General features: G+C 62.1%; 20 protein-coding genes. 14 read left to right on the top strand and 6 right to left on the bottom strand.

From position 1 onward, the window contains the following. Nucleotides 1–302 precede the first annotated feature (302 nt). The 6 genes from QLG02_RS09385 (at nt 303) to QLG02_RS09360 (ending at nt 6,821) form a co-directional block, all read left to right on the top strand. The gene (locus tag QLG02_RS09385; protein WP_011704944.1) at nt 303–1,157 is read left to right on the top strand and encodes a Tim44-like domain-containing protein; all 855 of its coding nucleotides are present in this window, start codon (nt 303–305) and stop codon (nt 1,155–1,157) included. Between the two features lie 178 nt (nt 1,158–1,335). After that, nucleotides 1,336–2,877 carry a cyclic diguanylate phosphodiesterase gene (locus QLG02_RS09380; RefSeq protein WP_282465043.1) on the top strand — a complete coding sequence of 514 codons (1,542 nt, stop codon included), beginning with the start codon at nt 1,336–1,338 and terminating at the stop codon, nt 2,875–2,877. A gap of 232 nt (nt 2,878–3,109) precedes the next feature. Further along, entirely contained in the window at nt 3,110–4,948 is a 1,839-nt protein-coding gene (locus QLG02_RS09375; RefSeq protein ID WP_011704942.1) for a 5'-nucleotidase C-terminal domain-containing protein, read from the top strand. Nucleotides 4,949–5,034: 86 nt separating this feature from the next. Beyond that, nucleotides 5,035–5,376 (top strand): DUF2956 domain-containing protein, encoded by a 342-nt coding sequence (locus QLG02_RS09370; protein WP_282465042.1) that lies wholly within the window; start codon nt 5,035–5,037, stop codon nt 5,374–5,376. Between the two features lie 126 nt (nt 5,377–5,502). Then, entirely contained in the window at nt 5,503–5,838 is a 336-nt protein-coding gene (locus QLG02_RS09365) for a hypothetical protein (RefSeq protein ID WP_005303968.1), read from the top strand. Between the two features lie 113 nt (nt 5,839–5,951). After that, on the top strand, nt 5,952–6,821 hold the full coding sequence (locus QLG02_RS09360) for a tetratricopeptide repeat protein (protein ID WP_282465041.1): 870 nt from the start codon (nt 5,952–5,954) through the stop codon (nt 6,819–6,821). An 88-nt stretch (nt 6,822–6,909) separates the two neighbouring features. On the opposite strand, the gene QLG02_RS09355 is transcribed toward QLG02_RS09360, so the two are convergent. Together QLG02_RS09355 and fkpA are read right to left on the bottom strand one after the other, a co-directional pair. Further along, complete coding sequence (locus QLG02_RS09355) at nt 6,910–8,316, bottom strand: sigma-54 dependent transcriptional regulator (RefSeq protein WP_282465040.1); 1,407 nt, start codon at nt 8,314–8,316, stop codon at nt 6,910–6,912. 151 nt (nt 8,317–8,467) lie between these two features. Further along, on the bottom strand, nt 8,468–9,274 hold the full coding sequence (gene fkpA, locus QLG02_RS09350; protein WP_011704938.1) for an FKBP-type peptidyl-prolyl cis-trans isomerase: 807 nt from the start codon (nt 9,272–9,274) through the stop codon (nt 8,468–8,470). Nucleotides 9,275–9,393: 119 nt separating this feature from the next. On the opposite strand from fkpA, the gene QLG02_RS09345 reads away from it, so the two are divergent. Together QLG02_RS09345 and QLG02_RS09340 are read left to right on the top strand one after the other, a co-directional pair. Further along, nucleotides 9,394–10,362: a hypothetical protein gene (locus tag QLG02_RS09345; protein WP_282465039.1), complete on the top strand. Its 969-nt coding sequence runs from the start codon at nt 9,394–9,396 to the stop codon at nt 10,360–10,362. A gap of 14 nt (nt 10,363–10,376) precedes the next feature. Then, entirely contained in the window at nt 10,377–10,592 is a 216-nt protein-coding gene (locus tag QLG02_RS09340; RefSeq protein ID WP_011704936.1) for a SlyX family protein, read from the top strand. 64 nt (nt 10,593–10,656) lie between these two features. Here QLG02_RS09340 and QLG02_RS09335 read toward each other — a convergent pair whose 3' ends face one another. Together QLG02_RS09335 and QLG02_RS09330 are read right to left on the bottom strand one after the other, a co-directional pair. After that, a complete protein-coding gene (locus tag QLG02_RS09335) occupies nt 10,657–11,295 on the bottom strand; it encodes a peptidylprolyl isomerase (RefSeq protein ID WP_171282252.1) in 639 nt (212 codons plus the stop codon). A gap of 145 nt (nt 11,296–11,440) precedes the next feature. Continuing rightward, nucleotides 11,441–11,647: a YheV family putative zinc ribbon protein gene (locus QLG02_RS09330; RefSeq protein WP_011704934.1), complete on the bottom strand. Its 207-nt coding sequence runs from the start codon at nt 11,645–11,647 to the stop codon at nt 11,441–11,443. A 39-nt stretch (nt 11,648–11,686) separates the two neighbouring features. Between QLG02_RS09330 and QLG02_RS09325 the strand changes: the two genes are divergently transcribed. From QLG02_RS09325 to QLG02_RS09315, 3 genes are all read left to right on the top strand, one after another. Continuing rightward, complete coding sequence (locus tag QLG02_RS09325; protein WP_282465038.1) at nt 11,687–12,373, top strand: hypothetical protein; 687 nt, start codon at nt 11,687–11,689, stop codon at nt 12,371–12,373. A 181-nt stretch (nt 12,374–12,554) separates the two neighbouring features. Next, on the top strand, nt 12,555–13,454 hold the full coding sequence (locus QLG02_RS09320; protein ID WP_011704932.1) for a chemotaxis protein: 900 nt from the start codon (nt 12,555–12,557) through the stop codon (nt 13,452–13,454). Nucleotides 13,455–13,520: 66 nt separating this feature from the next. Further along, nucleotides 13,521–14,504, top strand: coding sequence for a hydrolase (locus tag QLG02_RS09315; protein WP_171282250.1), 984 nt, complete (start codon nt 13,521–13,523; stop codon nt 14,502–14,504). Here QLG02_RS09315 and QLG02_RS09310 read toward each other — a convergent pair. Further along, nucleotides 14,486–15,646: a membrane-associated sensor domain-containing protein gene (locus QLG02_RS09310; protein WP_282465037.1), complete on the bottom strand. Its 1,161-nt coding sequence runs from the start codon at nt 15,644–15,646 to the stop codon at nt 14,486–14,488. The genes QLG02_RS09315 and QLG02_RS09310 overlap by 19 nt on opposite strands. A gap of 83 nt (nt 15,647–15,729) precedes the next feature. Between QLG02_RS09310 and QLG02_RS09305 the strand changes: the two genes are divergently transcribed. Next, nucleotides 15,730–15,972 (top strand): YheU family protein, encoded by a 243-nt coding sequence (locus QLG02_RS09305; RefSeq protein ID WP_282465036.1) that lies wholly within the window; start codon nt 15,730–15,732, stop codon nt 15,970–15,972. 429 nt (nt 15,973–16,401) lie between these two features. Here QLG02_RS09305 and QLG02_RS09300 read toward each other — a convergent pair whose 3' ends face one another. After that, the gene (locus QLG02_RS09300) at nt 16,402–17,748 is read right to left on the bottom strand and encodes a UDP-glucose/GDP-mannose dehydrogenase family protein (RefSeq protein WP_197918278.1); all 1,347 of its coding nucleotides are present in this window, start codon (nt 17,746–17,748) and stop codon (nt 16,402–16,404) included. A gap of 220 nt (nt 17,749–17,968) precedes the next feature. Here QLG02_RS09300 and arnB point away from each other — a divergent pair, with 220 nt between their 5' ends. Both arnB and QLG02_RS09290 read left to right on the top strand, forming a co-directional pair. Continuing rightward, entirely contained in the window at nt 17,969–19,105 is a 1,137-nt protein-coding gene (gene arnB, locus QLG02_RS09295) for a UDP-4-amino-4-deoxy-L-arabinose aminotransferase (RefSeq protein ID WP_282465035.1), read from the top strand. Nucleotides 19,106–19,111: 6 nt separating this feature from the next. Further along, on the top strand, nt 19,112–19,734 hold a 623-nt coding region (locus tag QLG02_RS09290; protein WP_282465034.1), incomplete at its 3' end, for a glycosyltransferase.

Here is a 19,734-nt window from a genome sequence, read left to right as displayed (position 1 = left end):
CGATGAAATCCGTCTCGCATTCATACAATCATGAAAGGCCAGACCAGGGTCTGATCCTGCGGTTTGGCTCTCGCCTTGTTGCGCAGTTTGCGCTCCTTGCGGCTCGGTCGTCGACTTTTCATGGCCTGTCTCCTCGCAACGCCCCCGATCGGGGCAATCTGTTCATGAATAATTCATGCCAACCATGTTAATCATAGTCGCAAGCTGCAATACAACGAGGGACAGGCAGCCTGCCATGCGCCTCGCTGAGCTTGCCAAAGCAGAGCATGCCCCACCCACTGATGAGAGTGAAAAGAGTCAAAATGAAAAAGATGCTGACCCTGTTTGCCGTGATCCTGGCCATTGGCCTGGGGGCACCCATTGCCGAGGCCAAGAAATTTGGCGGCGGCAAATCCTTTGGCAAGAGCTATAAAACCGCTCCGGCCCAACCGGCCGCCAAACCCGTCGACACCAAGAACCCCACCGTGGGCGCCCAGGCACCCAAGAAGGGCGGCATGATGGGCGGCCTGCTCGGCGGCCTGCTGGCCGGCGGTCTGTTCGCCTACCTGCTGGGCAGCGGCGCCTTCGAAGGTCTGCAAGGGATGGACTTCCTGCTGATCGCCCTGCTGGCTCTGGGGGCTGTGTTCCTGATCCGCACCCTGCGCAAGGGCAAGATGGCGGCGCCACAGCAGCAGACGGCCTATGCCGGCTATCAGCCGCCCCAGAGCGCGGCGCCCCAGCAGTTCGAGCAGAACCACAGCGCCCCGCAGGCCACCGGTTTTGCCGACAGCGACGTGCCGTTCCGCCTGCCGCCAGGTTTTGACATGAACGGTTTCCTGGCCGGGGCTCGCGATCACTACCGCACCCTGCAGGAAGCCTGGAACAAAAACGATCTGGAAAAGGTACGCGAGTACGTGAGTCCTGAGCTGTTTGAACAACTCAAGGCCGAGCGTGCCGAGCTCACCGGTGAGCAGCATACCGAAGTGATGTATGTGGACACCCAGCTGGTGCGCGCCGACTACGGCAGCGACTGGGCCCAGGTCAGCGTGCGCTTCAGCGGCCGCTACATGGATCGCCAGGAGCAGGTCGAGGAGGACATCAAGGAGGTGTGGCACCTCGAGCGCAACCTCGCCAAGGACAATGCCCCCTGGCATATCGTCGGCATCGAGCAGCTGTAAACGCGCTTTCCCTGCGATGACAAACAAAAGGCGGCCTGCGGGCCGTCTTTGCTTTTTGGCATTTCCAGCCCCTGCGCCCGCCCATGCCGCCCCTTGTACCGACTATGAGATTGAGGTGTGATTGTGTAGTATGACCGACCTTTTTTTGTTCAATTGACTCTTCATCGAGGCGTGGCCCATGGCTCTTCCCTTTCTGCGTCGCAGCAACATGCCTCGTCTGCTGGCCAGCCTGCTGTGCTGCGCCACCCTGATCCTCATCTCCCTCGTCACCCTCTACTGGCAGACCTGGTCGATGACGCGCCAGCAGGCCCAGACCGCCGCCGAACGCGCCATGACACAGATCGACAGCGCACTGCACCACTCGACCCTGGCGGCCAAAGCGGCGCTGCCGCTGGCCAGCCGTCCCTGCCGCGAGGTGGCCCGCGAGCTGCGAGTGCTGGTCGCCACCTCCCCCTATGTGCGCTCGGTCAATCTCTCCCGCAACGGCCGCCTCTACTGCTCCTCCATCTTCGACGAGATCGATCTGAAAGACCGGCTGCAGAACAGCCAGCACGAGCTGCTCAGGCTGGAGGCGGTCACCCAGCTCGGACGTAAACCGTCGCTGCTGTTCTACCACCTGAGCGAAGGGGATCATGCGGTGGTGGTCGCCATCAACCCCTATCATCTGAGCAAACCGTTGCAGTGGCACCTCGCCGGGCCCCACAGCTGGGTGCAGATAGGCAAGCAGTGGCTCGACCTGCAGGGCAAGGTCCACGATGGCCAACCGCCCAGGCTGCGGGGCTTCAACTACCGGCTTGACTCGACCACCTTCGGCTACAGCCTCAACCAGGGGTTCCCGCTGAGTGCCGTGCTGGCCATAACCCTGCAAAAGCAGGGCAGCATGGTGCTGCTGATCCTGGCCCTCGGGGGGCTGGCCGGCCTCGCCACCTACCGCTGGTGGAGCCATATCTCGACCCCGACCCAGGAGCTCAGGCGCGCCATCATCAAGCAGGAGTTCGTGCCCTATCTGCAGCCCATCGTCGTCAGCCAGAACGGCCAGCTGCATGGCTGCGAGGTGTTGATGCGCTGGCAGCACCACCGCCAGGGGCTGATCCGGCCGGATCTCTTCATTCCGCTGGCGGAGGAGAGCGGCCTCATCATCCTGATGACCCAGACCCTGATGCAGCAGGTGCGGCTGCAGTTTGCCCCCCACGCGGCGGCGCTGCCGCCCCGCTTCCACTTCAGCTTCAACATCTGTGCCCGCCACTGCCAGCAGCTGAGCCTGCTGGATGACTGCCGCAGCTTTCTCGCCGCCTTCACCGCCAACCCGATCACCCTGGTGCTGGAGCTGACCGAGCGCGAGCTAATCACCCCCAACCACCTCACCGAGCGGCTGTTTGAGGAGTTGCGGCAGATGGGGGTCAGGATCGGGCTGGACGACTTTGGTACTGGCCACTCCAGCCTCACCTATCTGCAGCAGTTCCACGTGGACTATCTCAAGATCGATCAGAGCTTCGTCGCCATGATCGGCACCAACGCCCTCTCCCGTCATATTCTTGACAGCACCATCAGCCTGGCGACCCGGCTGGGGCTGCAAACCATCGCCGAAGGGGTCGAGACCCAGGAGCAGGCCGACTTTCTGGTCGAGCGGCAGGTCGATTACCTGCAGGGCTACCTGTATGGCCGCCCGCTCACCCCACAGCAATTTCTGCAGCAGCTGAGCCCCACGCCTGCGCCTTGAAGCGCCCCTGACCTCAATGGGGTTGCATTGACACCCATGCTGGCGGAAAATCCCCGCCGCGCCTTCCCCTGCTCTGCCAAATAGAGCAAACGTTTATTTGCTTTATTAATGTGCAGTAGCTCAAAGGAATCAGCTCTGTTTATTTCCAATTATTACTTTTTGCCTAGAATCGCCACACTCCTGTCATGCAGGAACGATATACAGGACTATAACAACAAGAGGAATATTACCGATGAAGAAGACGCTACTGGCCGTCACCGTCTCTATTACCCTGTTCGGGCTGACCGCCTGCAATTCAGAAAACAGCAGCAAGGAACATATTCCGCTGGATCTGACCATTGCCCACATCAATGATACCCACGCCCACCTCGACCCGACCGAAAATGCGCTGGCGATCCAGCCCACCGGCCAGGAGCTGTTCAAGTTCAACGCCAAGCTGGGCGGCTATCCGCGCCTGAAGTTCAAGCTGGACGAGCTGCGCAGCCAGGCCGCCAACGAGGGCCGCAACTTCATGGTGCTCAACGGTGGCGACGCCTTCCAGGGCACCCTCTATTTCACCCAGTTCAAGGGTGAAGAGGAGTCCCGGCTGCTCTCCGACATGGGTATCGATGCCATGGTGCTCGGCAACCACGAATTCGATCTGGGCAACCAGGCTATTAAAGACTTTGTCTCACGGGTGAATTTCCCGGTATTGGCTTCCAATATGGTGAAATCCAGTAGCGCCACCCTGAAGGACAGTGAAAATATTCACGAATATGTCATTAAGGAAGTCAATGGCGAGAGCGTGGGTATTTTCGGACTGGTGCTGGAAAATATGCATGACATCTCCTCGCCGGATACCGACACCAAATTCCTGCCGATGATTGAGACCGCCCAGAAAATGGTCGATACCCTCAAATCCAAGGGTGCCAACAAGATCATCATGGTCACCCATATCGGCCTGCAAAATGACCAGGCGGTCGCCAAGGCCGTCAACGGCATCGACCTGATCGTCGGCGGTCACTCCCAGACCTTCCTCGGCGACATCACCGAGCTCAACAGCATCGGCTACACCGCCCACAACCAGAACCCGGCCGATGACAATACCTATGCCCAGATCGTCAGCAACCCGGACGGCGGCAAGACCTGTATCGTGCAGGCCGGTGAATGGGCCAAGGGCTACGGCCTGGTCAACGTCTCCCTCAGCAAGGAAGGCCAGCTCACCAAGTGTGAGGGCCGCAACACCCTGATGACCGGCGATGACTTCACCAAGGAAGTGGCCAAGAAGAAAGTGCCGCTCAGCGGCACCGAGCAGACCAACGTAGTCGACTTCATCAACAAGTCCCCGGTCATCGAGATCGTGCCGGAAAACACCGCCATGCGCGATGTGATCGACACCGAGTACAAGCCGGCCGTGGCCGAGCTCGAAGCCAAGATCATCGCCGACGTGCCGACCAAGCTGACCCACGTGCGCGTGCCGACCACCCCGGACGGCGCCGGCCTCATCGATCCCCTGGTGGCCGAGTCGCTCTACTGGAAGCTCAACAAGCTCAACACCAAGGTCGACTTCACCATCCAGAACGCCGGTGGCGTGCGTGCCGACGTGAACGCGGGCCCGCTCTCGGTCGGTTACGTGATGGGTACCCTGCTGCCGTTTGGCAACAAGATCGCCGCCTTCAACCTCAAGGGCAAGGACGTTCGGGCTACCCTGGAGTACGCCGTTGACTACTCCATCGGTCTGGAGACCGGGATCGCCGCCTCCAGCGGTGCCTTCCCCTACGTCGGCCATCTGAGCTACACCTACGACGGCAAGCTGGCCAAGGGCTCCCGCATCACCAAGCTGGAACTGCTGGACGCCAACGGCCAGTGGCAGCCGCTGGATGACGAGAAGGTGTACCGGGTCGGTGCCAACACCTACATCGCTTCCGGCAAGGATGGCTACAACGGCCTGCTCAAGCGTGAAGAGCTGCCCAACAAGGGTGACTACGTCGACTCCGGCGTCGGTGAGAACGAGATGTTCATGGAGTACGCCGAGTCCCAGGGCACCCTCAACCCGCTGCCCTACGCGACCGTGACCTACTACAAGCCCTGATCCGGCTCACAAGCTGTTGCAACGGCGCCTGAGGGCGCCGTTTTTATGGCATACTCCCCGCCAATCGATGCCGAGGAGACCCTTTGATGGCGAAGTACGACAAGATTTCCCCCGAGACCCAGCAGGAGGCGATGAAAATTGCCCGTGCCAACCAGAAGCCGGGGCAGACCAAGGAACAGACCCAGCTGATCGCGCAGGGGATCCAGAAAGGCATAGACGAATACAAGAAACAGATGAAGGTGCGGGCCCGCGAGGCCAGCCGTCAGAAAAAACTGCAGGCCAAGGCCAAACAGTCCCACGCAGCGCCGCAGGATGGGGAACCGGACGACATCGTCGAGCTGGTCGAGGTTTCTCGCCAGCATCCGCTGCCCTGGCTGTTGCTGGCCATCAGCTGGCTGGGCTTTGCCGCCTGGTTCTGGCTGCGCTGAAGCCCAGGCCGACAAACCTTTGCCCGGGATCTGCTTCACAGCCCGGGCCCTTGTGGCTGGTCATCCCCGCCTCGGGCTGATTAAATCCCGCCACTGCTGCTCACGCCTTTTTTCAGGATATCCGTTATGAACCCGGCTCCACTCTACCTGCTGGCACCCCTGGTGCTGTTTATCGTGACCCTGCTGCTCTATCGCATCTCGCCGCTGCGCGCCGTTGCGGCCGGCAGCGCCCGCTGGTTTATTCTACCGGCCTTCACCCTCTTCATTCTGCTCATCATCATCAATGGTGCGGCAGACCCCAGCCTGCGCAACCCGGCCTTTCACTGGCTGATGCCTGGGCTCGGCTTCGCCCTCAGCCTGTTCCCGGCCCTGCCCAAGGCGCTGGTGCCACGCCTCGCCATCAAGGAGGGAGCCTTCGCCGCCCTCGGCCTGATGTTGATGAGCCTGGCCATGGTCTACTGACCGGCTCGCCGCAAATGCAGACATGACTCAAGGGGCACTCTGTGACGGGGGGCCCTTGTACAAACAATGGCCTGCAGGCATCTTGGGGGGAGGATAGCCAGCAAGGAGGCCAGATGGACAATCCGCCCGATTTCATGGCGCAGTGGGATTATCGGGATCCCGCCGCCAGCGCCCTGCGTTTTCATGCCCTGTTGCCCGAGGCGCGCGCCACCGCCGATCTGCAGTACGAGCTGGAACTGCTCACCCAGATAGCCCGCACCCATTCGCTGCAACGCCAGTTTGCACAGGCGCACCAGCTGCTCGACGAGATAGAACCCCGCCTCACCGACGCCACCCCGCGAGCCCGCCTGCGCGCCCTGCTGGAGCGAGGCCGTACCTTCAACTCCGCCGGCGACAAGGCCAGCGCCAAAACGCTGTTTGAACAGGCGTGGCAGCTGGGGCTCAAGCACAAGGAGCTTTATCTCGCCATCGACGCCGCCCACATGATCGCCATCGCCGCGCCGCTGGAAGAGCAGAGCCGCTGGCATCAGCTGGCGATGGAGCTGGCCGAACGCAGTACCGATCAAAAGGTGCGCGGCTGGCTCGCCACCCTCTACAACAACCAGGGCTGGACCCTGTTCGAGCTGGGTCGTTTCGATGAGGCCAGGGGCTTCCAGCAAAAATGTCTGGCCTGGCACGAGCAGCACAACAACCAGGCCAAGGCCTTTATCGCCCGCTGGAGTCTGGCCCGTCTGCTGCGGGCCCAGGGGCAGCATGAACAGGCGCTGGCCGACCTGATGCAGCTGAAGGGTGATATGGCGGCCGCCGGGGTGGCTGAGGATGGCTATCTGTTCGAGGAGCTGGGGGAGAACGCGCTGGTACTGGATGATCCGGCTGCAGCCGAATACTTCTCCCGCGCCTGGTTCCTGCTCTCACAGGATCGCTGGCTCAAGGCCAACGAGGCAGAGCGGCTGGCCCGCCTCAAGCTCTTGGCCAAGCTCTAGCGAGCGACCACCACAACCGCCGCGGGGCGGCCCATTGGCCGCCCCGCACATTTATCCCTCGGGAGGGTGACCCCTCCCGACACCGGCCTCACGCCAGACTCGCCTCTTCCCAGCCCTGTTTCTTGCGATAGATGGTGGAAGGGCTGATCTCCAGCAGCGCCGCCGCCTTGGGGATGTTGCCATCACAGCTGGCGATGGCCTGCTCTATGGTCTCTTTCTCCACCAGCCAGAGCGGGCGGATCGGGGCATTGGTCGCCACCACGGCACCGCTGCCGGTCGCAGTTGCAGCGGGGAGCGCCGCCAGCAGGCTGGCACGGCTGCCGTTGAGCGGGGGCGGCAAGATGTCGGGGCTCACCAGCTCGCGATCGTTGAGCACCACTATGTTGCGCACCACGTTCTGCAGCTCGCGCACGTTGCCGGGCCAGGGGTAATCGAGCAGCACCCGCGCCGCCTCGGCATCGAAATCCTTGAAGCGCTTGTTCTCTTCCTTGGCATAGCTCTGCAGCAGGGTTCGCGCCAGCAGCAGTATGTCCTCGCCCCGCTCGCGCAGCGGCGGCAGGCTGAGGGGGATGACGTGCAACCGGTAGTAGAGATCCTCGCGAAAACGCCCCGCCTTCACCTCCAGCAGGGGATCGCGGTTGGTGGCGCAGACGAAGCGCACATCGACCGTCTCCAGCTTGCCGCTGCCGACCCGCTGCAGGGTGCCGGTCTGGATGAAGCGCAGCAGCTTGCTCTGCAGGTCCAGATCCATCTCGCAGATCTCGTCCAGAAACAGGGTACCGCCATCCGCCAGGCTGGCCGCCCCCTTGCGATCCCCCTGCGCGCCGGTGAACGACCCCTTCACGTGGCCGAAGATCTCGCTCTCCATCAGGTCGTGGGGAATGGCGGCGCAGTTGAGGGCGATGAAGGGCTGCTCGCGACGGGGGCTGCACTGGTGGATGGCCTCGGCGCACACCTCCTTGCCGGTGCCGCTCTCGCCGGTGATGAACACGGTCGCCTTGCTCGGCGCCGCGCTCTCGATGATGCGATAGACCGCCTGCATCGGCATGGAGGCACCGATGAAACCGGCAAACGAGCTGCGCTCGAAGTTCTCCCGGTACTGGGCCACCAGCGAGCTGAGCTGCTGGTGCTTGAGGGCATTGCGCGCGGTGGCGCACAGCCGCTTGCCGTCGAACGGTTTGGTCAGAAAGTCGAAGGCGCCGAGCCGCATCGCCTCCACCGCCACGTCCACCGAGCCGTGGGCGGTGATCACCACCACCGAGCAGGGCAGCTGCTGTTCGGTGATCTGCTGCAGGATGTCCATGCCGGACATGTCGGGCAGCTCGAGATCCAGCAACACCACCGGCGGCGGGCTGCTCAGCAGCTGCGCCAATGCCTGCTGGCCGCAATCGGCCCGCAGCACCTCGTAGCCATCCTGGGCCAGATACTGTTCATAGACCACCGCCAGACTGCGGGTATCTTCCACCAACAGGACTCGAGGTTTGCTTTCAGCCACGGGAGCCATCCTTGCAATTGATTTTGTTGTCTATTTCGGGTGTCGTTCGCCATGTTAGCACAGTTGGCGATACTCTCTTTTATCCCGCCATTCGGGCGGAGTTACAAGTAAAAACGGCTCCCTAAGGAGCCGTTTTTTCAACGTTTTCCGCTTACTTCTTGGCGTTGTCGCCATCGGCAGCCGGCTTCTCGATAGCCAGCAGCTCAACGTCGAATACCAGCACGGCATTGGCCGGGATGGAACCCGCACCGTGCTCGCCGTAGGCCAGCTTGGACGGCAGGAAGAACTTGAACTTGGAACCGACCGGCATCAGCTGCACGCCTTCGGTCCAGCCCGGGATCACCTGGTTGAGCGGGAAGGTGGCCGGCTCGCCGCGATCGACGGAGCTGTCGAACTTGGTGCCGTCAGTCAGGGTACCGGTGTAGTGGACCTTGACGATGTCGGTGGCCTTCGGCTTGGCGCCGGTACCCATCTTCTCGACCTGGTATTGCAGGCCGGATTCGGTGCTCTTCACGCCCTCTTTCTTGGCGTTGGCAGCCAGGTACTCTTCACCCTTCTTCTGGTTTTCCACGGCATCCTTGTCAGCCTTGGCCTTGGTCAACTCATTGATCTTGGCGTCGTACTGCTGCAGAACCTTCTGGATCTCCTCGTCGGTCATCTTGGCTTCTTTGCCCAGACCGTCGGTCACACCCTTGAGGATGACACTGTTGTCCAGCTTGATGCCGAGTTCCTGCTGACGTTCCAGGGTATTGGCGATATAACGACCCATGGAGAGGCCAATTGCATAGCCGGATTGCTCTTCAAAGCTCTTGGCTTCAGCCTTGGGGGCCTCTGCCGGCTTGCTGGCTTCTGCCTTGACCTCTGCGGTATTCGCAGCAGTCTTCTCGTCTTTTTGGCAAGCAGTCAGACTCACGGCAACTGCCGCGGCCAACAGGGACACCTTCAGAAAATTGTTCATCAGTTTCTCCAAAACTCTAAATACCGCTCTCGGTTCCTTCGTGAAATGAGAGGTTTATCGTGATAAGCGCCTTATACTAACGCCGTGATCGCAGGTAACGAAAGCATGAGACAGGAAAAATGATAAAAAGTGCCATTTATCTCGTCGCGATTTGCCTGATACTGACAGGCTGCGAACAGAGCTCATCGCCGGACCGACAACTGACCCTCGCCAACCAGGGGCTGCTGAGCGCCGATCTGGCCAGCGACGGCAAGCAGGCCATCGTCTCCAGCCTGAGCCAGGGTACTGTGGTGTGGGACCTGGAACAGGGCAAGGAGCGCTGGCGCTGGCGCCAGTCCGACAATCCGGGCAACTTCATCATCATCACCCGTTTCTCGGCGGACGACAGCCACGCCGTGACGGCCACCCCCGACAGTTTCGGGATCTGGCGCCTGCAGGATGGCCAGTCGCAAGGCTACTATTCGCTTCCTGAATCCAGGCTGAGGGACATCGCCCTGTCGGCCGACGGTCGCCAGGTGCTGATCGGCCGGGAAGACGGCAAGGCGGAAGTGGTGGATACCCGCACCGGCCGCCGGCTGCAGTTTCTCGGCCACACCGAGCAGGTCAACACGGTGGATCTCTCCCCCAATGGCCGTTACGCCCTCACCGGCGGCAACGACTACAGCGCCTACCTGTGGGATACCCGCTCAGGCCAGGTGGTGTGGCGCTTCAACCACGCCGGTCGGGTGGTGCTGGCCCGGCTCGACGCGAGCGGACGGCTCGCCTTCACCGCCGACAGCCGCCAGGCCAGCATCTGGGATCTGACAACCGGCAAGGAGCTGAGCCGGTTGCAGTTCGATCACCGCTTCGAGGTCTACACCGCGGCGCGTTTTGCCAACGACGGCAAGTGGCTCATCACCGGCGCCCCCTCCCGCCAGCTCTCCCTGTGGCAGGTGAGCGATGGCAGCCTGCTGCAGAGCTGGCGCGTCTCGCCCCATCCCAGGGTGAAACCGCCGAGCGCAGTGGTCTACGGCGTGACTTTGCGCGACAATAGCCACCTTGTCAGCGCCAGCTCCAGCGGCCTGGCCGAAATCTGGACTATCAAGTAAGGACCAAAAGGCCCATGAGTCAGCAATTAAACGATCGCCTCGAAACCCTGGAAAGCCGCCTCGCCTTCGCCGAATACACGGTGGAGCAGCTCAACGACGAGGTCACCACCCAGGGCCGCGAGCTGGATCGGCTCAAGCATCAGATCCAGCTGCTGGTGGACAAGCTGCAGAGCGTGCAGCCGAGCCAGATCGCCAGCATGGCCGAAGAGACCCCGCCACCGCACTACTGATGAGTGCCAGCCATAAAAAAACCCGCGCCAGGCGCGGGTTTTTTTATCATCGGCAATGCCGTGATCAGTGCTGATGGCCCTTGCCACCGCAGCCGCCGCCACCGCAGCAGCCGCCGTGACCTTGGTCGTCGCCGTGGTCATGACCGTGATCGTGGCCGTGATGACCACCACCGCAGCAACCGCCGTGCTCATGACCGTGGTCGTGATCATGGTCGTGGCCATGATCGTGACCGCAACCACCGGCACCGTGAACGTGGCCGTGGGCCAGCTCTTCGGCAGTGGCGGCGCGCACGTCCTTGATCTCGACCTTGAAGCCCAGGGTCACGCCGGCCAGCGGATGGTTGCCATCCACCTTGACGAACTCTTCGGACACTTCGATCACGGTCACCGGACGATGGCCGTCGTCGGTCTCGGCCACAAAAGTATCCCCTTCAGACACTTCCATGCCGTCGAACAGCTCGCCGGGTACTTCCTGCACCAGGTTCTCGTCGTACTGGCCATAGGCCTGCTCCGGCGTCAGGGTGACGTCGAACGCCTCGCCCACGCTGCGACCTTCCAGCTCGGCTTCGAGGCCGGAGACCAGATAACGGGTACCGTGCAGATACACCAGAGGCTCTTTACCGACAGTGGTGTCGATGACTTCACCGTGTTCGTCGGTGACCGTGTATTCCAGCGTAACCACGCTCAGGGGAGCTACTTTCATGTCAGGGATCCTGCGGATAGAAAAAAACGGGCCCAGAATACCTCAAAAAGGCAGACAAGCATATGGTCGGACCGGCTTCAGCGTGATGAAAAAGCAATCAACAACGACCAGCCTGACCGGCGCGCCATCACCTTGAGGCCGGCACTCACTCGGGACGAAACACACCGATTACCTGTTCCGTCTCCCGGGTCACCTTGTCCACCTCGGCCTGGGTCTGTACCTGGGTATCCCCGCACTCGACACAGGTCACCTTCTCGACTCCATGCTCCATATACAGCATCATGGTGTCCATTTTGCCGCACGCCGGGCAGACCGCACCGGCAATGAAGCGCTTTTTACGTCTGGTTTCCATTTTTGTTACCTCCAGGCAGCATCATATCAGGGTTTTTACATGCATCACGCCATCGAATATCAGCATTTTTCCACTTCGCATCTGCAAGTCGGTGCCCGCAAGCGCGTGCCGGTGGGCCAGCTGCTGCGGATCACCCGGGGCGCGGCGCTGCTGCGACTCGGCGCCCATGAGTGGCTGATGCCGACGGGAAGCCACTTCTGGCTCTGTGCCGATGCCCTGGCCGCCTTCACCCCGCTGGCGGGCTGCCAGCACGATCTGCTGACCTGCTCGGTGCGCGTGGAGCAGCCAGAGCGGGCGGGCTGGCTGCAGCCCACCCCGCTGCTGGCGGCGCTGCTCGACGGCCTGACCCAGTGGCAGCGCCCCCGCGACTGGCAAGGTGCCTACGGCCACCGCTTGCAGGTGATACTCGACGAGCTGCCGGCCTGCCCCATTGCCCCCCAGCCAGACAATGCCCTGCAGGCCGCCTGGCAGGCGCTGGCAAACGGTCAGGAGGGCAGCGATGAGGCATGGCAGCAATGTCTGGCGCAGCGTGGCCTCAACGACCCGGCGCTGGCGGGCGACGCGCTGCGCGCCCAGTGGCAGCTGCTGCAGGCGGTGCGTCTGCTCAAGAGCGGCAGCCAACGCGCCCAGGTGGTGAGCAAGCTGGGCTATGGGGATGAAGCCGCGCTCGCCCAGGCCAGCCAGCAGTGGCTCGGCACCCCGCTGGAGGCGTTGCAGGCGCGCTGAACGCCCCGCCCATGAGGGCCCCAGGCAGTGCGCACAGGTGCGGATTGCGGCAATAAATGGATGAAATGAGTCCAGTTTTGCGGCCAATGGTCGTTAATAACCACAAGGCCATTTCTTCTATAATCCTTTATGCTAGGGGCCTGAATTGACTGATACCGTTTTGACTCACAGGACATCTGCCATGAAAAGCAAGGCCAACCAATCCCAGGGCATGTTGCTGTTTCATCTCTCGGCCAAGCAATCCTTCGCCATCGGCACTCTCAAGGTGAAAGAGATAGTGCCCTACACCCAGCTGACGGCCATGCCGCACTCGCACCCGACCGTGCTCGGCGCCGCCAGTATGCGTGGCACCACCATCCCGGTGATCGACATGGCCATGGCGGTGGGTTATCGCCCGATCAGCAAGGAAGAGATGCCACACTGCTTCATCATCATCACCGACTGCCGCCGTACCCTGGTGGGCTTTCTGGTGCGCGGCATCGACAAGATCACCGAGTGCAACTGGCGTGACATCGAGCCGCCGCCCGCCACCCTCGGCCACAACGTGTTCGTCACCGGCGTGACCCGGGTCAATGATCAGCTGATCCAGTTGCTGGATGTGGAGCTGATCCTCTCCCGGGTCTATCCGGACGACCCCAGCCACCTCTACCCGGTGCTGACCGACGTGCAGCGGGAGCGGATCAAGCCGATGCGGATCCTGCTGGTGGATGATTCCTCGGTCGCCCGTCGCCAGCTGATGGCGGCGCTGGACTACATCAACATCCCCTACGAGGTGTGCACCAACGGCAAGGATGCGCTGACCCTGATGCAGACCCGCGCCAGCCAGAAGACCCCCATCGACATCCTGGTGAGCGACATCGAGATGCCGGGGCTCGACGGCTATGAGCTGGCCTTCGAGGTGCAGAGCGACGCCAAACTGGCGGGCGCCTACATCATCCTGCACACCTCGCTCTCCAGCGAGATCAGCGTAGAGCGGGCCCATCAGGTGGGCGCTCACGAGGCGCTGACCAAGTTTGAAGCCAACGAACTGATCCAGGCCATGCTGCGCGGTGCCGAACACCACGACAGCCTGCCGGCCTGATCCCGACGGCGAGAAGCCCGGCTTCTCGCCGTTGCCTTTTCTGTCCCTGTCACCCGCGGACCCAGCATGCTGATCGAAAGCCACTTCCACGCCCCCTGGTGGGCGCGCAACCCCCATCTGCAAACCATTTTGCCCAAGTGGCTGCGCCGGCAACCGGCCCGCTTCGTGGCGGAGCGCTTCGAGCTGGCGGATGGCGACTTCGTCGATCTCGCCTGGAGCGGCGAGATCAGCCGGGATGAGCGGCCGCTCATCGTGCTGTTTCACGGGCTGGAGGGGAGCATTCACTCCCACTATGCCAAGGGACTGTTCGCCCACCTACAACGCCAGGGCAACGAGGCGGTGCTGATGCACTTTCGCGGCTGCAGCGGCGAGCCGAACCGGCTGCTGCAGGCCTATCACTCCGGCGCCATCGAGGATGCCCAGGCGCTGATCGCCGAGCTGGGCCGCCGCTTTCCCGGCAAACCGCTCATCGCCATCGGCTATTCGCTGGGGGGCAACATGCTGGTCAATCTGCTGGCGCGCGCCTGCCCGAGCGAGCTGACGGCGGCGGTGGTGATCTCGGCGCCGCTGCGGCTGGACAGCTGCGCCGATCGAGTCAATCAGGGCTTCTCGCGGGTCTATCAGAGCTATCTGCTGCGCACCATGCGCCACAACCTGCAGCAGAAGATCCAGCGGCAGGCGGCGGCCGGCGCCCGCTGGCAGCCGCAGCAGGTGCGCGCCATCGCCACCCTGCGCGACTTCGATGAGCAGGTCACGGCGCCGCTGCACGGTTTTGACAGTGCCGATCACTACTATCAGCGCTGCTCGGGCCTGGGGATGCTGGCACGGATCCCCATCCCCACCCTGGTGATCCACGCCGCCGACGATCCCTTCATGACCGAGGCGGTGATCCCGCAGGCCGAGCAGCTCTCCCCCATGGTGCGCTACGAGCTGAGCCGCCAGGGTGGCCACGTGGGCTTTCTGCACGGTACCCCCTGGCGACCGCGGTTCTGGCTGGAAGAGCGGATCAGCCAGTGGCTGCGGGAGCAGACTCAGGGGGCGAGCCGGTAGCCGTTGCGGCCAGCCTCCTTGACCTGATAGAGCGCCTCGTCGGCGCGCACCAGCATGTCGGCGATGCCATCCTGCCCCCCGTGCCACAGGGCGATGCCCTGACTCACGGTGACCCGATCCGACACCTCCGACTGTGCATGGAGGATGTGTCGCTCGGCCAGCGCGGCGGCAATGCGTTTGGCGATGGCGCTGGCGGCCAGCGCATCGGCACCGGGCAGCAACAGCACGAACTCCTCCCCGCCATAGCGGGCCACCACGTCGGCCGGCTGGCGAATGGCCTCACGCAGGCAGTCGGCCACCGCGATCAGGCAGTTGTCCCCCTGCAGATGGCCGTAGTGATCGTTGAAGCGTTTGAAGAAGTCCACATCCAGCAGCAGGATGGCAAACTCGCCGTGCTGCTCTCTCGCCTCCTGCAGGATCTGCTCGCCAACGTTGTCGAAGTGGCGCCGGTTGGCCAGCCCGGTCAGCGGATCCCGCTTGGCCATGGCATCGAGCTGGCGGGCCAGGGTCAGGTTCTCGTGCTCACGGGACACCGCCAGCTCGAACCAGCCGTTGAGCATTCGCCTGCCCGTCTCCAGCATGATGATGAGGCAGCCCACCGCCATCCAGTGCACCGCCGGAAACGGCACCTTGACCAGCAGCGCCTCCAGCAGCAGAAACAGCAGCGGCGGGGTGCTGAAGCAGTAGAACAGCCGCACCTCGCAGTAGAGCGCAACCAGCGCCGTCATCAGCAGCATGCCGATGAGATCGAACGCCAGGCTGAAACCGCCTCTCAGCTCCACCAGGGCGATGGCGTAGCCGAGCAGCGCCCAGCCAATCCCCCACAGCAGGGCGCCGGCACGCAGGCTGGGCTGCCAGATGGCGGGGGGCTGGCGGGAGAGCCAGTGCCAGAACAGCGGAAACGACAGGCAGGCCAGCGTCATCAGCACCAGCTGCACCTCATAGCTCCAGGGCAGTACCCGGGCCACCACCAGATGAGCGTCCTGATAGACATAGAAGCGCGCCAGCAGGAACAGGATCGCCAGCTGGTTGACGGCCCAGAACCAGCGCAACCCCTTGCTCAGGGCGTGGCGGCGAGACTCGTACAGATGGTGATCGAGGTGGCTGGAGAGACGACGTTGTTCATCAGAGAGCATGTTCATACCTGCTTGCTGCCATATAAATCCCTTGCGCTTGCTGCCGACAGATAGACAATACCCGCTCTCTGGTAACGGAAGATGAAACCATGATTATCCCCTGGCAAGAGCTGGATGCAGTCACCCTCAACAACCTGCTCGAGCACTTCGTGCTGCAAGAGGGCACCGAGTACGGCGAACATGATGTCAGTCTGGCCGACAAGGTCGCCGATGTCAGGACACAGCTGCAGCAGGGGCTGGCCGTGATCGTTTACAGCGAGCTGCACGAAAGCGTGAACATAGTGCCCAAGGCGACCCTCGACCGGGCTCAGGTGGACGATATACCGGAATAGCCGGCCCATTGCCATCCCGATCTGGGTCTTGCCAGCCGGGCCGACAGGTTGGCGGCACCAACCCGACAGTTCCCGCCGGGCTGGCGCGTCCCTTTCTGAAAATAAAAATGGCCCTCCGCACTGGCGGAGGGCCATTTTTATTGTGAGCAGAGTGCGCTCTGCCGGATGTCATGCATTGATTGGTGCCCCGCGGCAATATGCTGCGGGGAAATAGGCCATATCAATACCGGTTTAATTAATAGTGGCGAGCAATGAAAAGAGCCTAGCCATAGCGGCAATATAAAATTAATAAAGTGAATCAGCTCACAATATTAAATAAATATGACAACGACGCTCACCGACAATAGTGACGAAAATAGTCTTGTTCAGCGTGAAGAGATGCCGCACTGCCATGGCACTGAAACATGGCGGCAGCGTGGCATGGTCTTTTTATTTCATTACCGATTCGCCCCGCCCAATCGCGTAGTAATGAAAACCATGATCTTTCATCCGGCCCGGATCAAACAGGTTGCGGCCATCGACGATCAGCGGATAACGCAACGCCTGCTTGATGGCGGCAAAATTGGGGGCCTTGAAGTGGTTCCACTCGGTGCAGATCACCAGGGCATCCGCACCAAACAGCGCCGCCTCCTTGGTGCCCATCAGCCGCAGCTTGTCACAGTTGCCGTAGATTTGCTGGGCCTCCTGCATCGCCTCGGGATCGTAGGCCTGCACGGTCGCACCGGTCTGCCACAACGCCTCCATCAAGGCCCGGCTCGGCGCCTCGCGCATGTCGTCGGTGTTGGGCTTGAACGCCAGCCCCCACAGGGCGATGGTCTTGCCGGCCAGGCTCTCCCCTTCGGCGCAAAAGAACGCTGACAGCAGCTGAAACAGCCGCGATTTTTGCAATTCGTTGACTCGCTCCACCGCCCGGATCAGCGGCGTGTCGTACTCCAGCTCCTGGGCAGTGGCCAGCAAGGCTTTGACATCCTTGGGAAAACAGGAGCCGCCATAGCCGCAACCCGGGTAGATGAACTGATAGCCGATGCGCTGGTCCGAGCCTATCCCCTGGCGCACCATCTCGATGTCGGCGCCGACCCGCTCGGCCAGCCCAGCCATCTCGTTGATGAAGCTTATCTTGGTGGCCAGCATGCAGTTGGCGGCGTACTTGGTCAGCTCGGCGCTGCGCACATCCATGAACAGGATGCGGTCGTGGTTGCGGTTGAACGGCTCGTAGAGCTCGCGCATCAGCTGGCGGGAAGCCTCGTTGGCGGTGCCCACCACGATGCGATCCGGCCGCAGGCAATCCTGGATGGCGGAACCCTCTTTCAGAAATTCGGGGTTGGAGACCACGTCGAAGGCGAACGACTGATCCCGCTGCTGCAGGATGGTGTTGACCCTGGCGGTCACCTTGTCGGCGGTGCCCACCGGCACGGTCGACTTGTTGACGATGATGACAGGCCGATCGCGATACTGGGCGATGGTCTCGGCCACCGTCAGCACGTGGCTCAGATCGGCGGAACCATCTTCCCCCGGTGGCGTGCCTACTGCCAGAAACTGCACATCGCCGTGTTTGACGGCCAGCACGGCGTCCGTGGTGAACACCAGGGCGCCGCTCTTGATGTTGCGCTGCAGCAGGGATTCGAGACCGGGTTCATAGATGGGCACCTGGCCATCCATCAGGGCTGCCACCTTCTGTTCATCGACATCGACACAGATCACCTGATGACCGACGTCGGCCAGTACGGTGGCCTGAACCAGGCCCACGTAGCCACTTCCAAATACAGTAATGTTCATATTGATACAACCAAAATGTCAGAGAAAATGTAATTTGGAAAAACAAGAGTTTGGGGGGTTATAAATATTTATCACATTACCTAAGATGACCGCACCAGTTAATTGTTACCAGCTGTTTCTGGACCATTGCAGGCCCGCTTTTATATACGTTATGTTGAGTGCAATTTTTGGGGCGGCCCGCTTTTACGGGCACTGATTAATATTCTTCGTTGGATCTCTTATGCAAGATTTTCTGCCATTTTCGAGGCCCGCCATCGGTGATGCCGAGATAAGTGCTGTCTGTGACGTATTGAAATCGGGCTGGATCACCACGGGCCCGAAGAATCATGAACTGGAACAGCAATTCTGCGACACATTCGGCTGCCAGCACGCGGTCGCACTCTGCTCCGCCACCGCCGGCATGCACGTCACCCTGCTGGCGCTGGGCATAGGCCCGGGAGATGAGGTGATCACCCCCTCCCAGACCTGGGTCTCCACCATCAACATCATCACCCTGCTGGGGGCCGAGCCGGTCTTCGTCGACGTGGACCCGGATACCCTGATGACCAGCGCCGAGCTGATCGCGCCGCTCATCACCGCCAGGACCAAAGCCATCATCCCGGTCCACTACGCCGGCGCCCCGGTCGATCTGGATCCGATCCTGGCGCTGGCCGGCCAGCACGGCATACCGGTCATCGAGGATGCCGCCCACGCGGTCGGCACCCGCTACCAGGAGCGCTGGATCGGCGCCAGCGGCACCGCCATCTTCTCCTTCCACGCCATCAAGAACCTGACCTGCGCCGAAGGGGGCATGCTGGTGACCGACGACAAGGCACTGGCGGACAAAATTCGGATGCTCAAATTCCACGGCCTGGGGGTGGATGCCTTTGATCGCATGAGCCTGGGCCGCAAGCCGCAGGCGGAGGTGATCACCCCGGGCTTCAAATACAACCTGGCCGACATCAACGCCGCCATCGCCCTGGTGCAACTGGCGCGTCTGCCCGAGCTCAACGCCAAGCGGGCCGAACTGGTGGCCCGCTACCAGGAGCGGCTGACCGGTCTGCCGCTGGCGCCGCTTGCCGTGCCGGGCTACCCCCACCTGCACGCCTGGCACCTGTTCATGGTGCGGGTCGACCCGGATCGCTGCGGGCTCGACCGGGATCAGCTGATGCAGGCACTGCAGGAGCGCGGCATCGGTACCGGTCTGCACTTTCGGGCAGCCCATACCCAGAAGTACTACCGCGAACGCTACCCGACCCTCAGCCTGCCTCATACCGAGTGGAACTCGTCACGCCTGTGCACCCTGCCACTCTTCCCGGACATGACGCTGGCCGACGTCGACCGCGTGGTCGCGGCCCTTATCGACATATTGGAGTAATGCAACGTGAACAACACTGACATCAAGCTGGTTTCGGTGGTCATCCCCGTCTACAACGAGGAGGCCAGCCTGCCCGCGCTGCTGAGCCGGGTCACCGCCGCCTGCGATCAGCTGTCACAGGATTACGAGGTGATCCTGATCGATGACGGCAGCCACGACGGCTCCACCGAGCTCATCAGAGACGCCGCCGCCGTTGAGGGCAGCAAGCTGGTCGGGGTGCTGCTCAACCGCAACTACGGTCAGCACGCCGCCATCATGGCCGGCTTCGAGACCGCCAAGGGGGATCTGGTGATCACCCTGGATGCGGATCTGCAGAACCCGCCGGAGGAGATCCCTCGCCTGGTCGAAGCCGCCATGCAGGGCTATGACGTGGTGGGCACCATGCGCCGCAATCGGCAGGACTCCTGGTTTCGCAAGACTGCCTCCAAACTCATCAACAAGTCGGTGCAAAAGGCCACCGGCGTGCACATGAGCGACTACGGCTGCATGCTGCGTGCCTATCGCCGTCACATCATCGACGCCATGCTCTGCTGCCAGGAGCGCAGCACCTTCATCCCCATCCTGGCCAACAGCTTCGCCCGCCGCACCATCGAGCTGGAAGTGGGGCACCCCCGGCCCGCCCCCCGGCG

It is taken from the genome of Aeromonas sp. V90_14 (genome assembly GCF_029967615.1).
Taxonomy (GTDB): domain Bacteria; phylum Pseudomonadota; class Gammaproteobacteria; order Enterobacterales; family Aeromonadaceae; genus Aeromonas; species Aeromonas hydrophila.
Note: the sequence above shows the minus strand (reverse complement) of the source record. Positions and strands in the feature narration are given on the sequence as shown.